Below are 16,193 nucleotides of genomic sequence, written 5' to 3'. Positions count from 1 at the left end.
AATAACTAAGGAGGCGGTTTTGTGAAGGATATGACACAGGGGAGCGAAGCAAAACATATTTTACTGTTTGCGCTTCCAATGCTTTTGGGGAATTTATTTCAAGCTTTATATAATACTGTTGATAGCATATGGGTTGGACAAATTGTTGGAAGCAAAGGTCTTGCAGCGGTTGCTGTAAGCTTCCCAATAATTTTTATGCTTATATCACTGGTTATGGGGCTTACCATGGGAACCACCATTATAATATCCCAATACTATGGTGCAAAGGATATGGACAATGTTAAAAAAACAATCGACAATACATTGTTGATGCTAATAGTTGCGTCGATATTAACTACTATAATAGGGCTTATTTTTTCAAAACCTATACTTGTTTTAATTGATACTCCTGCTGAAATTTTGAAGGATTCAATTGTTTATCTTAATATAATGTTTGGCGGAATGATATTTTTATATGGTTATAACGGACTGAGTGCTATTTTAAGAGGGATGGGGGATTCAAAGACTCCATTATATTTTCTAATTATAGCAACTGTTGTTAATATAATACTCGACCCTATTTTTATATACATACTAAAGCTTGGAGTTGCAGGGGCAGCTTATGCTACAGTTATTTCGCAGGCTATATCATTTGTTCTTGGATACATCTATCTTTATAGAAAACATGAAATTTTCAGGGCAAAATTAAATGAATTAAGGTTTGATTCTCAAATTATGAAGCTTATATTTAAAATAGGCTTTCCCATGGCAATTCAGCAGACTCTTGTTTCGGTTGCTGGAGTGTTTCTAAACGCCATTATAAATAGATTTGGAGCAAACGCAATGGCAGCGTTTGGGGCTGCATCAAGGGTTGAATCCTTTGTGTTTATGCCATCAATGAGCATTGCGATGTCGGTTTCATCCTTTACAGGGCAAAATCTTGGTGCAAAAAAATTGGACCGAGTAAAGCGCGGCTTTAAGGCAGCTCTTCTTATAGGACTTGTTATATCGATATTTACATTGTTTATAACCCTTGGCATACCAAAGTATTTGATAATGATGTTTATTAAGGATAAAGAAGTTATAGCTTTAGGAGTCCAATACCTGAAAATACTTGGAATGTTCTACTTTGCATTTACATTCATGTTTGTTGCAAACGGAGTTGTAAGAGGCTCTGGCGACACATTTGTTGCGATGCTCATAACACTCGTTGCCCTCTGGTTTGTTAGAATACCTCTTGCCAACATATTATCAAAATCTATGGGCCTTGTTGGTGTCTGGTATTCAATTGGCATAGGCTTTTTGGTGGGCATGACATTAAGCTTTTCCTACTACTTCAGTGGTCGCTGGAAAACCAAGGCTATTGTTAAGTGACATTCACTTGATTTCTTGACTTCTTGATTTGTTTGTCAATTTGGACAAGATTAGCTTTTGGGCAGTGGCAATGTCAAAATTTTATTAAATAAATGCTGCAATTAATTTTTAAATTGTTTGTCGAGATGGAGCTTGGCTAAATTAATTATTTATTTTCAGAAAACGCTTGACGAAAGAAAATTGGAATCAAATTTTAAATATTTAAGAAGCAATTCGGGAAAAATAATCTTGGTGATGATTATGATTATTCTATCCCGTGCTGCTTCTTTTTTTATTGATTACATTATTTATGCAATAGTTTATTATTTTCTTTTAAAGCTTGGCGTCTTGGGTTTTGTTATTGCAAACGCTATGTTTTTTTTATATAAAGTTTTAAGCTGCACATTTTTAGGAAGCACCTTTGGCATGAGACTATTGAACTTAAAACTTAAAAACAATTCCTTTTTAAATTGCCTAAAAAGAGAAATATACAGAATTGCATCAGCTTTTTATTATATCGGATATTTATATGCCTTTTTTGATAAAGACAGAAGATGTCTGCATGACATTGCTTCAAATACATATGTTACATATAACGAGGAAATTGAAGTAAAAAAAGATAAACGCCTATTTTATGCAATAAATATTTTGTTTATTATCTCACTAATAAAATTTTCATCAAATTTTGTATTCAATGAGATTGGGCTTATCGGGCTCAAAAAGGTTGCAGTATCAGACGAATATTTCCAAAGTTTTGATGGGGATAATCTGCTCAGCCTTACCCAGGATGAGTTATACTTAAAAACCCTTGGAAGAAAATACACTGCGGTTGTTGACATGAACGGCAAAAGACAGCTTGTTCGCCTCTCAAACAAGCTAAGATACAGCGAATTCTTCAAGCTAAACATTGTTGATAAAAAAATAGTGGGTGAATTTCTTTTCAGGATTGATTTGCCCCTTCAATATATATCAAGCGTTAATTTTAGAGGAAAATTAGAAATAGTTGGGGTTTCACCCAATGGTGATATTGTGCTTATCGATGAAAATGGGAAAATAGTCTCAAAGGATAAGCTTAATAATTTCGATATATTCATGTTAAAATGCGGTAAGCTGGATGAAGATGATTTTGATGAGGCAGTATTGCTTGATAGAAACGGCAATGTTCAGGTGTATAAATATCAAAACGGGTTGAAACTCATCTACAGCGGCAAAATGGGGGAGGACATAATACCACAATGCTTTTATGTTGATAATGGAATATATGTTGTAACAAAGGCGGATGAAAGAAACATGTTTTATTATTATAAATTCCTGGAAGGCAGGTTTGCATTTCAATATAAAAAGGACTTTAAAAAAAATGGAATAAACAACATATTTAAGTTTGGTGATGGGTTTATAGTTTCGAGCATATACAGAAACAATATGTCCCTTAAAATAGGGAAGATACAAAAGATGGAAGTTTATGATAAAAATCTTAAACTAAAACAAAATTTTGGAAACAGAAGAGCCCGTCTTTATGCATATTATGTCCGAAACGTAGAGGATGTAATCGACATAGACGGAGACGGCAGGGATGAAATTATATTAAAAGCTGTTGGAAGCGACGACGTTTACGGCCAAGGCTACATCGTAGAAGTGTATAAATAGGTGACATTCACTTGATTTCTTGACTTCTTGATTTGTTTGTCAATTCGGTCAAGCTGTTGTAATAAATAATTTGCAAATGAAGCTTTAAAATCAAAAAAGTTTAGTGAAAAATAAAATTGGATATTGACGAGTGAATAAAATAAGTTTTATAATTATATTAACCACCCCCCATAGGGGAGGGGCTAAGGGAGGGATAAGATTGCACAAAAGAGATGAAGCAGCGAAATATTTAAGAACTGCAAAAGGACAGATTGAAGGAATACTTAAGATGATAGATGAGGGAAGATACTGCGTGGATATATCCACACAAATTATCGCAGCACAATCGCTTCTTAAAAAGGCTAATATGCTTATTTTAAAGGACCACTTGAACAACTGCGTTAAATTAGCTTTCATGCATGACCAGGCAGAAGAAAAGGTAGATGAGATAATCGATATTATGGAAAAATTATTAAAATAGTAAATGTCAGGAGGCGTCACTATGGAGAAGATGCTTAAAATTGGAGGGATGACCTGTGCAGCTTGCGCAAGGGCAGTTGAAAGGGCATCGAAAAAGGTTAGTGGAGTTGAAGAGGCAAATATAAATTTTGCTGCTGAAAAGCTCTATGTAAAGTATGATGAGGCAAAAACATCGGTTGATGAAATAATAAAGGCGATTGAAAAGGCAGGATACTCTGCGGAAGAGGAAAAATCAACAAAGGAAGTTACAATTGGAATTGGCGGGATGACATGTGCATCCTGTGTTAAGGCAGTTGAGTTTTCGGTAAGAAGGCTCAAAGGCGTTGTCAAAGCGGAGGTTAATTTTGCTGCCGAAAATTTGTTTGTCGAATATGACCCAACAAAGGTAAGGCTCACTCAGATAAAAGAAGCAATAAAAAAGGCTGGATATGAACCGCTTTCAGAAGAGGACAAGTCTATCGACAAAGACCAGGAGAGAAAGGAAAGGGAGGCAAAAACTCTTTTTAACAATTTTATAATTTCAGCGATTGCTACTGTTCCTTTGCTTATAATCGCAATGGGACATATGATGGGGCTCAAGCTTCCTAAAATAATTGAAGCACACGAGTATCCTTTGAACTTTGCATTAATTCAGCTAGCTTTAGTTATACCCTCGTTATACGCCGGAAGAAGGTTTTATATCGTAGGATTCAAAAGCCTTATAAAGGGTGCACCCAACATGGATAGCTTAATTGCAATAGGGACCTCTGCTGCAGTTATATATGGATTATTTGCAACATATCAAATATCCAACCTGAATACAGAATACGCAAAGGACCTTTATTTTGAATCTGCGGCGACCATTATCACTTTAATTCTTCTTGGAAAATACCTTGAGGCAAAGACGAAGGGAAGAACAAGTGAGGCAATTAAAAAGCTTGTAGGACTTCAGCCCAAAACGGCAACAATTATTCAGGATGATAAAGAGATGACAATTCCAATTGAAGAGGTTGAAGCAGGCGATATAATTATCGTAAAGCCGGGTGAAAAAATACCTGTTGACGGAGAAATAATTGAAGGTGAAACAAGCATTGACGAATCGATGCTAACAGGCGAGAGCATACCTGTTGATAAAAAATCTGGCGATAAGGTTTTTGCAGCAACGATAAATAAGAATGGGTATATTAAGTTCAAGGCGACAAAGGTAGGAAAAGATACAGCCCTTGCACAGATTATAAAGCTTGTTGAAAGGGCACAGGGTTCAAAGGCGCCTATCGCAAGGATGGCGGATATTATCTCTGGCTACTTTGTTCCAATAGTGATTGCTATTGCTATATTAACATTTATAGCTTGGATGATAGCTGGAAAGGGCTTTATCTTCTCGATGACAATATTTATAGCAATACTTGTTATCGCTTGTCCATGTGCTCTAGGACTTGCCACTCCAACTGCAATAATGGTTGGTTCAGGAAAAGGTGCAGAAAACGGAATTCTTATAAAAACAGGAGAGGCGCTTGAAACAGCCCACAAAATTCAGACTATAATTTTTGATAAAACAGGAACAATAACTGAAGGAAAACCAAAGGTTACTGACCTTTATGCTATTGATTTGCATGAGAATGAAGTTCTATCTATTGCTGCATCCTGTGAAAAGGCATCTGAGCACCCGATAGCACAGGCTATTGTTAAGGGAGCAGAAGAAAAGGGGCTAAACTTATCAAATGTTGAATCATTTACTGCCGTTCCAGGACATGGAATTAAAGCTTCAATTGAACAAAGAGAAATATTGATAGGTAATAAAAAACTTATGGAATCAAATGGCGTGGATGTATCTGTTGGTCAGGCTAAGTTTGAGGAATATGCAGAAAACGGCAAAACGCCGATGTTTATCGCAATGGATAAAAAGCTTGTTGGAGTTATTGCTGTTGCAGATGCACCAAAGGAGAGCAGTAAAGAGGCTGTAAGAAAACTTCACGAGCTTGGAATAGAAGTTATTATGCTAACAGGTGATAATAGAAAAACTGCCGCTGCTATTGCAAGGGAAGTTGGAATAGACAAGGTTCTTGCAGAGGTTCTACCGCAGGATAAGGCAAACGAGGTTAAAAAGGTTCAGGAAGGCGGCAGAGTTGTTGCAATGGTTGGTGATGGAATAAACGATGCACCTGCGCTTGTTCAGGCGGATGTCGGAATTGCAATAGGCTCAGGAACAGACGTTGCAATCGAATCTGCTGATATAGTTCTGATGAGGAACGATTTATTAGACGTTGTAAAGGCAATAAGGCTCAGCAAGGCTACCATAAGAAATATAAAGCAGAACCTGTTCTGGGCGTTTTTCTACAACGTAATAGGAATTCCAGTTGCAGCAGGAGTTTTAACATTATTTGGAGGGCCAAGGCTCAATCCAATGATTGCTGCAGCAGCTATGAGTTTAAGCTCTGTTTCAGTAGTAGCCAATGCTTTAAGGCTTAGAAGATTTAGGTGACCATGTCCAAATTGACAAACAAATCAAGAAGTCAAGAAATCAAGTGAATGGCACCAATGAAAAGGAGGTGATGTTATGAAGAAGAAGCTGAACATAGAAGGCATGACCTGCAACCACTGTGTAATGCATGTTAAGAATGCTCTTTTAGAAGCAGGGGTTGATGTTTTAGAGGTTAATCTAAATGGAAAATATGCTCTTGTTGAAGGAGAAAACCTTGACGATGCAAAAATGAAAGAAGCAGTTGAAGATGCAGGATATGATGTAGTATCAATAGAAAATATGTAATGGGCAGCCTAAGGGCTGCTCTAATCATATAAAGTAATTTACCATAAGGGGGTATAATCATGAAAAAGATATTTTTAGTTTTAACGCTTGCTATTTCATTGCTATTATCAGCATGTAGTGCAACCGATGTTGTTGGAAAAAACAGCAAGAGCTCATTCAAGAAGTTGTATGAAAAAAACGTTGATAGTATAGGTTTTGTTTCAAACAAACAAAGATTTGTATTCAGCTTGCCTTCAAATGAAACATTTGAGTGGGGAACAAATTTTAAGGGAAATAAAAGCGATATTGTTTTTGAAGTTGATGCCACTCCATTTATAAATGCAGGACTTGATACAAACAAACTGCCAGAATATATTAAATATGATGGAAAAAAGTTAATATTCAATTTTGATATAAGCGAAAATGATATTAAATCCGACCAAAAGGATGGCGCTGTAACATTTTCAAGCATAATAGACAAGCACAGGGATTTAATAGGCTATCATGAAGAATTGCAGCATTTTGGTCTAACACTAAAAGAAGGATATAAAGTAGAGTGGGCAAAAGATGTTGATACAAACGATAAGGATTTAGTTTTAATATTAAATCCAGGCGAATTAAAGGAAATGGGTGTTGATGTAAATAAGGTAGAAGGATGGACCTTTACTAAAATGAAAGAAATGGATAAAGAGGTTGAATTGCTGCTTAAGCCATTTGATCTTAAGTAAAACAGTTGACAACATACTATATTTTGTATAAACTTGTGAATAAATAGCATAATATAAATAAAGCTGTGAAGGAAAGAGTAGCACATAGAGCATTCAAAAGAGAGCCGGGGAAGGTGAAAGCCGGTAGTGCAAAGTGTGTGAACATGGCTCCGGAGCTTGTTTGCTGAAGCTTAGTAGGCATTCACGGTTTATCCGTTATCTTCAGGTTATCGATTAAACCTGCTAAGGCTTGAGTCGTGAGGCTCGAGCGAATTAGGGTGGTAACGCGGCACCTCGCCCCTAAACCGGGCGGGGTTTTCTTTTTGAGTGACATTCACTTGATTTCTTGACTTCTTGATTTGTTTGTCAATTTGGACAAGGAAACAATTTAAACTTTGTGTTAAAAACTATGTTTATTGTCAACCATTAAACAATACATCAATAAATCAACATTATCATATAATTTTTTCTCGCGACTATTATCAGTAATAAAAAAGGAGGAGCGCTATGAAGGGTAAATATTATATAACAACACCAATCTATTATCCAAGCGATAAGCTGCACATAGGCAACACATATACTACTGTTGTTGCTGACGCGCTTGCAAGATTCAAAAGATTAAATGGCTACGATGTTTTCTTCCTAACTGGAACAGATGAGCACGGCCAAAAGATTCAAAGGATTGCAGAGAAAAAGGGAGTTACACCTAAGGAATATGTTGACAAGATAGTGGCATCTATAAAGGATTTGTGGAAGCTTATGAACATATCCTACGACAAGTTCATAAGAACAACCGACGATTATCACATAAAGGCTGTGCAGGATATTTTCAAAAAGCTATACGATAAGGGAGATATATACAAAGGCTACTATGAAGGATGGTATTGCACGCCATGTGAATCCTTCTTTACCGAAACACAGCTTGTGGATGGAAAGTGTCCGGACTGTGGAAGAGAAGTTGAGTGGACAAAGGAAGAGGCATACTTTTTCAGGCTCTCTAAATATCAGGATAAACTACTTAAATACATCGAAGAACATCCAGATTTTATCTTGCCTGAAAAAAGAAAGAACGAAATGATAAACAACTTCATAAAACCAGGGCTTGAGGACCTTTGCGTTTCAAGGACATCCTTTACATGGGGAATTCCAGTTTCATTTGACGAAAAGCATGTTGTGTATGTTTGGATAGACGCTCTATCAAACTACATAACAGCGCTTGGATATGGAAGCGATGAAAAATCATTATACGAAAAATACTGGCCAGCAGATGTTCATCTTGTTGGAAAGGATATAGTAAGGTTCCATACAATAATTTGGCCAATAATGCTAATGGCGCTCGATATTCCACTGCCTAAAACGGTATTTGGTCATGGCTGGCTTTTGGTTGACGGCGGTAAGATGTCTAAATCAAAGGGAAATGTTGTTGACCCGGTTATATTATCCGAACATTTCGGTGTTGATGCAGTAAGATACTACCTTTTAAGAGAAATTCCATTCGGTTCAGATGGAAACTTCACAAGCGAAATGTTCATAAAAAGGATTAACTCCGACCTTGCAAATGATTTAGGAAACCTTGTTTCAAGAACTTTAACCATGATAGAAAAATACTTTAAGGGTGAGCTTAGAAAGGGAAAATTTGAAGGGGAGTTTGACGAAGATTTAAGAAGGGTTGCACTTGAAGTTCCAGTTAAAGTTGAAAAACTTATGGATGATTTAAAAGTTTCAGATGCACTTGAAGAAATTTGGACCCTAGTCAGACGTGCAAACAAATACATCGACGAGACAATGCCGTGGGTTCTTGCAAAGGATGAGGAAAACAAGGATAGGCTTATGGGAGTTCTATACAACCTAACCGAAGCTATAAGAATTGTATCAATACTTATTTCTTCATTCATGCCATCAACATCGGTTAAGATAAACGAGCAGTTTGGATTTGAAGGAACTATTTTAACTTGGGAGAAGGCGCTCGAATTTGGAGCTGTTGATGCTCTTTTAGTTAAGAGGGGCGATATTATGTTCCCGAGAATAGACGTTGAGAAGAAACTTGAGGAGCTTGAGAAGTTGAATCAGCAGAAGGAGGCAAAGAAGATGGTGCCGATTAAGCCAGAGATTACAATCGACGAATTTGATAAGATAGATTTAAGGGTTGCAAAGGTTTTAGAGGCCGAAAGAATTAAAGGAGCGGATAAGCTGCTTAAACTTAAAGTTGACCTTGGAGGAGAAGAAAGACAGGTCGTTTCTGGAATTGCAAAATATTATGAACCAGAAAAGCTTGTTGGAAAGAATGTAATTCTTGTAGCAAATCTAAAGCCTGTTAAATTAAGAGGAGTAGATTCATACGGAATGATTCTTGCAGCATCTACTGAGGATTACAGCAAGCTCGTTCTTGGAACTGTTGATGAGGATATCGACGCAGGAAGCCAGGTGAAGTAATTTAAAAGATTTGTTTTAATATATAAATCCCATGAAATGATTATAAGGTTAAAAAAATCATTTCGTGGGATTATATACACTATATCCCTTATAGTAAGGTGCCACATTAGAGTTTGTTTAATACTAAGGAGAAGTTGATGACATTGATTATTGCTATAGTAATTCCATTAGTGTTTTCCATCAGTATAATTATAAATATTGATATGGATGTTAAATTAATAAGTGGAATATAAATTGTCAAACAATTCAAGAAGTCAAGAAATCAAGTGAATGTCACCAATGGAGGTGTAGTTATGTTTGATTCGCATGCACATTATGACGATAGAGCGTTTGATGAGGATAGGGACGAGGTTATTAGAAAAATACAGGAAGCAGGGGTTACAAGGGTATTGAACTGTGCTTCAAGCATAGAATCCTGTTATTCAACAATAGAACTTACAAGAAAACATGATGTTTTTTATGGGGCGGTGGGTGTTCATCCAGAGTTTAGCCGCGATGTGAATATTAATTTAATAGGGGATTTGTCCAAAAATGAAAAGATAGTGGCAATAGGAGAGATTGGGCTTGATTATTACTGGGACTATGATAGAACTATGCAGATGAAGGCATTTAGGGAGCAGCTTGACCTTGCAAGGCAGCTTGATATGCCTGTTGTGATTCACAACAGGGAAGCCCACGATGACACTTTAAGGGTTCTAAAGGAGTTTAAGGGACTAAGGGGAGTATTGCACTGCTATTCAGGAAGCCTTGAGTTTGCAAAGGAATTTGTAAAGCTTGGATACTCTTTGGGTTTTACAGGAGTTGTTACATTCAAAAACGCTAAAAAGGCAGTTGAGGTGGTTCAAAACATTCCTCTTGAATATATATTAGTAGAAACAGATTGTCCATACATGGCACCTCATCCGCACAGAGGGGAGAGAAACGACTCATCCCTATTGCATTTTATAATTCAAAAGATTGCAGAAATAAAAAATATAAGCTTTGAAGAGGCGAAGAATAAAACTTATAAAAATGCAGCAGAATTATTTCGTGTATAAAACAATTTAAAATTGTATAAAATATAAAAAGAGGCAAAAAATATATGGATATAAATGGAAAATAGTGATATAATATACATATCCAAATTTTGCCTTGCAAAAAATATTATAATAAATTAAAATTAAAACATTATAACCTCTTTTCAGGGATAGGGAGAAAAGCGGACTTATCAATATTTTATTCATAAAAAATTCAAAATTTGACAAATTATGTCGAATGGTTTATAATTTCAAAAGTCCCGATACCCCATGAAAGGAGGCATGCAAATGCAAGGGATTAGACTCAACAAAGCCCGGGCAATAGCACTCGCCGTGCTTATTTTTATCACACTATTTACAATAAGCACTTTGGCTGAGAAGAAAGTGACTGTTCTTGTTGACGGCAAGATTAAAACATTCAAAACCCATTCAAGAACGGTTGGGGCACTACTTAAAGACAATGGAATCAACATAGGAGAAAAGGACATAGTTTATCCTAATATAGACAGCAAAGTTAAAAAGGACATGACAATCTCAATAAAAAGAGCAGTTCCTGTTACAATCAAAGTTGACGGCAGGGAACTAAAGGTAAAATCAGCCGAAGAAACGGTTGAAAACCTTCTAAAGAGCGAAGGGATAATTCTAAATGAAAAGGATAAGGTTTATCCTAAACTAAACTCATTAGTTTCTCCTAATTTGGAGGTTAAGGTGACGAGAGTAGTCGAAACGACTATACTTTCATCTAAAATTATCCCTTACAAGGTTGTAAAAAAGCCTAACTTTGATATGTTAAAGGGAACAAGCAAGATAATCCAAAACGGCTCCGATGGAATAATCGAAGTAGCCACAAAGGTAGTCTACGAGGATGGTAAAATGATATCATCCAAGAAAATTGGAGAAACAGTCAAAAGAAAGCCAATAGATAAAATAATTTCCGTTGGGACACTTGGATTTTTTACCCCATCAAGAGGTAGCGAAGCAGTTGCCTATGTAAGAAAGCTTACTATGAAGGCGACAAGCTATACTGCAAGTTTTGAGAGCACCGGAAAACGTCCGGGAGACCCTGGTTTTGGAATTACTGCCACAGGAACAAGGGCAAGAAGAAACCCAAACGGCTACTCAACAGTTGCAGTTGACCCAGATGTTATACCTCTTGGAACGAGACTCTATATCGAAGGATATGGATTTGCTATTGCTGAAGACGTTGGCGGAGGAGTAAATGGAAACAAAATAGACCTTTACTTTGAGCCCGGGACAAAGGAATTTAGAAATTGGTATACTAAATATGTGGATGTTTACATCCTAAGATAAGGCAGAGCAATCTGCCTTGTTTTTTTTGTAAATCACAGCATTTTGACTTTTCAACATTTTATTATTATATTATTTTTAGGAAAACTTGATTTAGGCTTTGTTTGGATGCATATACAATGATTTTACAGGAGGCAAAAATGATAAAAGAAGTAATAATAGTCGAAGGCAAGGGAGACCTTTTGGCGGTCAAAAGAGCAGTAGACGCAGACTGCATTGTAACGAGCGGCTTTGGGATAAATAAAAAAATATTGGATGAGATTAAAGGTGCATATGAAAAAAGGGGAATAATAATATTTACGGACCCTGACTTTTCGGGAGAAAAGATAAGGGAAAAGTTGTCCAAAATATTTCCTAAGGCAAAGCACGCTTTTCTGCCCAGGGAATTTGCCATGAAGGATGGGGATATAGGCATCGAGAATGCATCAGTTGAATCCATTATAGAGGCTCTTTCTAAGGTAAAGACTGAGGTGGATGTATCAAGAAATGAGTTTACATACGATGACCTTTTGAAAAACAAGTTAACTGGGTTTGAAAATTCTGCACAGCTAAGGGATATATTAGGCAAAGAGCTTGGAATAGGCCACTGCAACGCAAAGACATTTCTAAACAGATTAAACAGATACGGAATAACAAGGGAAGAGTTTCAAAATGCCCTTAAAAAATTGAGGTGAAATAATGGGAATCAAATCAAAAACAATGGACATAGTTAAACATTTTGAATTTAAGTTCAACAAGAATCTTGGACAAAACTTTTTGATTGACGAAAATATTTTAAATAAGATTGTTGACGCAGCTGAGCTGAATGAAAATTCAAGCGTTATAGAAATAGGCCCTGGGATTGGAACACTAACGCAGGAGATGGCAAAAAGGGCCAAAAAGGTTATTGCAATTGAGATAGATAAAACGCTTATTCCAATTTTGGATGAAACTCTTGCAAATTATCCAAATATAAAGGTAATTAACGCCGACGCTTTGAAGGTTGATTTTAATGAAATAATCGAAAAGGAGCAGCTTGACAATGTTAAGGTTGTTGCAAATCTACCCTACTATGTTACGACTCCAATAATTGCGAAGATACTTAACGAAGGTGCAAAAATTAAATCCATGATTATTATGATTCAAAAGGAAGTGGCGGACAGAATAGTTGCAAAGCCTGATACAGATGAATACGGGACTTTGTCGCTGCTATGCCAGTATCACTGCGATATTAAAAAGGTTGCAAAGGTGAGCCAAAACTGTTTTGTGCCACCTCCTAAGGTTGAGTCGGCTGTTATAAGACTGGATGTATTGGACAAGAAAAGAGTGGATGTTGAAGATGAAAAACTGTTCTTCAACATTATAAAAGCTGCATTTAACATGAGACGAAAAACACTGCATAATGCTCTAAAAACGCTTGGAATAAGCCAGGACATTCTCGAAGGCGCTATGGAAAGGGCAGGGATAGATGCCAAAAGAAGGGGAGAGACGCTATCCATTGAAGAGTATGCAGCACTGTCTAATGAGGTTTCATTTTCCTTGTCCAAATTGACAAACAATTCAAGAAGTCAAGAAATCAAGTGAATGTCACTTTTTCCCCTCATCATGCATATAATGTAATGATGAATTTTTTGGGAGGGGAAAAGGTGGCAAATAAGAGGGCTTATACAAGATATTTTATTATATTTCAAGAGGATGATAAGGGGTTTGGGATTGCGCAGGATAAACCGCCTACTGGGTATGCTAAAATAGAGAATAAAAATGGAAGAAGCAAAGTAACTTTCTATGTTCAAAACCTTTTGACGGAAAAGGGGCCATATACAGCTTGTCTAATTGACTCAACAAAGAATCCACCTATTCTTGCGAGGCTCGGCAATATAAATGTTGATGAAACAGGACGCGGGGAAATTTGGTGGGAATATAGGGAGGATGACATTGCAGAAACAGGAAATCACATCGACAGGTTCAATGTAGCCGCAATACTTGTTGAAGGAGAAAGCGTAGTGGCACCGCTTTCGGGGCAGGTTGGTAAAGATAGAAGCAGCTGGAAGGAAAGGCTGAATTTAAGGGCAAGGATAGAGGAAACCCCTGATGAATTAGAGGAAGAGGAACTTAGCGAAGAGGCATTAAAGTTTAAGGAGTATGAAGAGAGAATAAAGGATGAGATAAAGAAGATAAACAACGAGGAAGTTGAGATTACCGAAACAAGAGATGGTGAAAAGGAAAAATATGAATATAAAGAATCAGGTTATGCAAAGGTATTTCATAAGCTTTTAAAACGACACGAAGAGTTAAGGCTAAAGACAGAAATGGAAAACACAAGATGGTGGCGCATTCCACTTGAAAGGCCGATGATGGACCCTAAATATATGCCATACTTCTGTGTTATCTATCATATTCTTCTTGCATATCCATACATGAACTATATCATGTATGCTAAAAAGGCAGGACACTACTATTTTGGACTTAAATACGACGATGAGGGCGAGATAGAATATGTAATCTATGGAATAGAAGGAGAAAACAACAAAAAAGACCAGCCGTATTTTGGAGCAACCGGTTTTAAAAAGTGGCTGAAAATTGACGATAAAAAAGGAATGTGGATAATGATATATAACCCATGGACAGGAATGGTAATGATGTAGCACCCAATGCGGGTGCTTTTCTTATTATTGTTGTTAAAGTTTCAAAATAGTGATAAAATTAATTTGAAAACATAGGAAGAGGTGTCGTATGAAGGAGCAAAAGAAAAAGTATATTATAAACGGATTTAAAAAGAGTATAATTTACGCATTAATAACATGCTTTGCATTATCAGTAATAGCTGCGCTAATTGCCTTTGCCAAAAAAGGCGATATGCTTAAATATATTTTTTACACTTTATATGGATTCGGGATTTTTGCCTCAATACTTTCAGTCCCACAGCTTTTTAAAAAGGACGAGGACCCTAAGATTGCAATGCTAAGGCGCAAAAGTCCACTTTACGGATTTTACAATTTATTTTCAAATCCTTACGCCGAAGCTGCTGAGGCAGAATCATTAGAAGAATTTCAGGGCGAAGGGTTCTGGAATGGACTTTTTATCGTATTATACTCAATAATCATACTTTCTATTGGAATGTTAATAGAAAGAATATACTACTAAGGAGGGCAATATGCATCCAATATTATTTAAAATAGGACCAGTTACAATTTACACATATGGATTTTTAATGGCGGTTGCCATTCTATCAGCCATTTTAATAACCGTCAAAAGAGGAGAAAAAAGAGGATTTTCAAAGGACAGCATTTACGACATAGCCTTTTACGGAATAATAGGCGGTATTGTAGGGGCAAAGCTTCTTTATATAATAGCAGAAGCACCAACCCTTTTTAAAAACCCAAAGGCAATAATATATATGTTAACAAGCGGCTTTGTAGTTTACGGGGCACTTATCGGTGGAGTCCTTGCAGCTTACATATACTGCAAAGTAAAGGGGCTAAACTTTATAAGATACTTTGACCTTACAGCACCCGCGATTGCATTTGCACAGGGCATAGGAAGAATAGGATGCCTTGGAGCAGGCTGCTGCTATGGACGAGAAACCAACTCAATATTCGGTATAGTATTTAAAATTTCACCCTTTGCACCAAACGGGGTAAAACTAATCCCAACGCAAATTATATCCAGCATAGGGAACTTCGCCTTCTTTCTAATACTCATATGGTTTGCAAAGAAAGAGAGAAAAGACGGACAAGTAGCAGGCCTTTACATGATTTTATACAGCGTTGGAAGATTCATAATAGAATTTTTCCGCGGCGACTTCCGTGGAAATGTGGGCATGCTCTCAACTTCACAGTTCATAAGCATAATAATATTCATCATTGCAATAAAATTTCTCAAGAAGTGACATTCACTTGATTTCTTGAGTTCTTGAATTGTTTAGCAATTTGGACGAGTCCATGGCAGTTTATAATAAACTTTCATGGATTTTTTATTTAATACTAGTAGAACTCGCCTACCTCTGTAAGTAGGTGACAGATGTCGTTAACCTATTTCTCCTGCTGGTATAAAAAACACTAGAAATATGAATGGTTTAAATCGATTATGTTAATTAAATCAACCATTCAGTTTTTCACTATATTTCCTTATTGTTTTTGCTTAGGAGTTGCACAATTAAACAGTAGCTTATCTAATTACATATACTTTTTCTTTGTTTGACATGTATTTCCGATGAACCCAATCAGGTTTGAGTTAATATCATAGCAATTAAAGCAGTTAAAGAAAAAGAGTTTTGTGAGTTTCTCATTCATTAATTATTAGATTTATCAAGTTAAGAAATATAGATTTTGTAAATTGAAAAATTATGTATTTTCAATGCTTTGAAAATGCGAAATTTGTTTGGTTGAGTATTTCATATTTACCATTAATTCTATGACTTTAACTTGTCCTAATTGACAGACAACTCAAGAAGTAAAGAAATCAAGTGAATGTCACCAATACACACTACCTAGTGTGTCGATAGTCGAAAAAAGAAGAAAAAGAGAGAAATATGCAGCATGATAAATATAATTTAAAATAACAAGTGAACATACTAAAGTGTAATAT

Annotated in this window: 14 protein-coding genes and 1 other annotated feature; all 14 genes read left to right on the top strand. The window is 36.3% G+C overall.

Translation table 11 applies throughout. From position 1 onward, the window contains the following. Positions 1-30 precede the first annotated feature (30 nt). Positions 31-1,353: an MATE family efflux transporter gene (locus ABG79_RS09090; protein WP_242859328.1), complete on the top strand. Its 1,323-nt coding sequence runs from the start codon at positions 31-33 to the stop codon at positions 1,351-1,353. A 132-nt stretch (positions 1,354-1,485) separates the two neighbouring features. Then, entirely contained in the window at positions 1,486-2,979 is a 1,494-nt protein-coding gene (locus ABG79_RS09085; protein WP_057979162.1) for an RDD family protein, read from the top strand. Between the two features lie 199 nt (positions 2,980-3,178). Continuing rightward, positions 3,179-3,439 (top strand): metal-sensing transcriptional repressor, encoded by a 261-nt coding sequence (locus tag ABG79_RS09080; RefSeq protein ID WP_057979161.1) that lies wholly within the window; start codon positions 3,179-3,181, stop codon positions 3,437-3,439. 21 nt (positions 3,440-3,460) lie between these two features. Further along, positions 3,461-5,899 carry a heavy metal translocating P-type ATPase gene (locus ABG79_RS09075; RefSeq protein ID WP_057979160.1) on the top strand — a complete coding sequence of 813 codons (2,439 nt, stop codon included), beginning with the start codon at positions 3,461-3,463 and terminating at the stop codon, positions 5,897-5,899. Between the two features lie 75 nt (positions 5,900-5,974). Then, a complete protein-coding gene (locus tag ABG79_RS09070; protein ID WP_057979159.1) occupies positions 5,975-6,184 on the top strand; it encodes a heavy-metal-associated domain-containing protein in 210 nt (69 codons plus the stop codon). A 59-nt stretch (positions 6,185-6,243) separates the two neighbouring features. Beyond that, positions 6,244-6,891, top strand: coding sequence for a membrane lipoprotein lipid attachment site-containing protein (locus ABG79_RS09065; protein ID WP_057979158.1), 648 nt, complete (start codon positions 6,244-6,246; stop codon positions 6,889-6,891). 56 nt (positions 6,892-6,947) lie between these two features. Beyond that, positions 6,948-7,175, top strand: a binding site (T-box leader). Between the two features lie 202 nt (positions 7,176-7,377). Beyond that, positions 7,378-9,303: a methionine--tRNA ligase gene (gene metG / locus ABG79_RS09060; protein ID WP_057979157.1), complete on the top strand. Its 1,926-nt coding sequence runs from the start codon at positions 7,378-7,380 to the stop codon at positions 9,301-9,303. Between the two features lie 293 nt (positions 9,304-9,596). Next, positions 9,597-10,340 (top strand): TatD family hydrolase, encoded by a 744-nt coding sequence (locus tag ABG79_RS09055; RefSeq protein WP_057979156.1) that lies wholly within the window; start codon positions 9,597-9,599, stop codon positions 10,338-10,340. A 267-nt stretch (positions 10,341-10,607) separates the two neighbouring features. After that, entirely contained in the window at positions 10,608-11,630 is a 1,023-nt protein-coding gene (locus ABG79_RS09050; protein WP_057979155.1) for a ubiquitin-like domain-containing protein, read from the top strand. Between the two features lie 137 nt (positions 11,631-11,767). Next, positions 11,768-12,301, top strand: a complete 534-nt coding sequence (rnmV, locus tag ABG79_RS09045; RefSeq protein WP_057979204.1) for a ribonuclease M5 — start codon at positions 11,768-11,770, stop codon at positions 12,299-12,301. Between the two features lie 4 nt (positions 12,302-12,305). Continuing rightward, positions 12,306-13,190, top strand: a complete 885-nt coding sequence (rsmA, locus tag ABG79_RS09040; protein WP_057979154.1) for a 16S rRNA (adenine(1518)-N(6)/adenine(1519)-N(6))-dimethyltransferase RsmA — start codon at positions 12,306-12,308, stop codon at positions 13,188-13,190. Between the two features lie 62 nt (positions 13,191-13,252). Continuing rightward, on the top strand, positions 13,253-14,251 hold the full coding sequence (locus ABG79_RS09035) for a DUF7922 domain-containing protein (protein WP_057979153.1): 999 nt from the start codon (positions 13,253-13,255) through the stop codon (positions 14,249-14,251). A gap of 88 nt (positions 14,252-14,339) precedes the next feature. Beyond that, on the top strand, positions 14,340-14,750 hold the full coding sequence (locus tag ABG79_RS09030) for a hypothetical protein (protein WP_057979152.1): 411 nt from the start codon (positions 14,340-14,342) through the stop codon (positions 14,748-14,750). Positions 14,751-14,760: 10 nt separating this feature from the next. Further along, a complete protein-coding gene (lgt, locus tag ABG79_RS09025; protein ID WP_057979151.1) occupies positions 14,761-15,495 on the top strand; it encodes a prolipoprotein diacylglyceryl transferase in 735 nt (244 codons plus the stop codon). The last annotated feature ends 698 nt before the right edge of the window (positions 15,496-16,193 follow it).

This window comes from Caloramator mitchellensis (genome assembly GCF_001440545.1).
GTDB classification, from domain to species: domain Bacteria; phylum Bacillota; class Clostridia; order Clostridiales; family Caloramatoraceae; genus Caloramator; species Caloramator mitchellensis.
Note: the sequence above shows the minus strand (reverse complement) of the source record. Positions and strands in the feature narration are given on the sequence as shown.

What these genes read in the sequence shown, in the direction of transcription:
- ABG79_RS09070 (WP_057979159.1), top strand. Translation starts at nt 5,975, where the DNA reads ATGAAGAAGAAGCTGAACATAGAAGGCATGACCTGCAACCACTGTGTA.
- rnmV (WP_057979204.1), top strand. Translation starts at nt 11,768, where the DNA reads ATGATAAAAGAAGTAATAATAGTCGAAGGCAAGGGAGACCTTTTGGCG.
- lgt (WP_057979151.1), top strand. Translation starts at nt 14,761, where the DNA reads ATGCATCCAATATTATTTAAAATAGGACCAGTTACAATTTACACATAT.
- ABG79_RS09055 (WP_057979156.1), top strand. Translation starts at nt 9,597, where the DNA reads ATGTTTGATTCGCATGCACATTATGACGATAGAGCGTTTGATGAGGAT.
- rsmA (WP_057979154.1), top strand. Translation starts at nt 12,306, where the DNA reads ATGGGAATCAAATCAAAAACAATGGACATAGTTAAACATTTTGAATTT.
- ABG79_RS09050 (WP_057979155.1), top strand. Translation starts at nt 10,608, where the DNA reads ATGCAAGGGATTAGACTCAACAAAGCCCGGGCAATAGCACTCGCCGTG.
- ABG79_RS09075 (WP_057979160.1), top strand. Translation starts at nt 3,461, where the DNA reads ATGGAGAAGATGCTTAAAATTGGAGGGATGACCTGTGCAGCTTGCGCA.
- ABG79_RS09065 (WP_057979158.1), top strand. Translation starts at nt 6,244, where the DNA reads ATGAAAAAGATATTTTTAGTTTTAACGCTTGCTATTTCATTGCTATTA.
- ABG79_RS09030 (WP_057979152.1), top strand. Translation starts at nt 14,340, where the DNA reads ATGAAGGAGCAAAAGAAAAAGTATATTATAAACGGATTTAAAAAGAGT.
- metG (WP_057979157.1), top strand. Translation starts at nt 7,378, where the DNA reads ATGAAGGGTAAATATTATATAACAACACCAATCTATTATCCAAGCGAT.
- ABG79_RS09090 (WP_242859328.1), top strand. Translation starts at nt 31, where the DNA reads ATGACACAGGGGAGCGAAGCAAAACATATTTTACTGTTTGCGCTTCCA.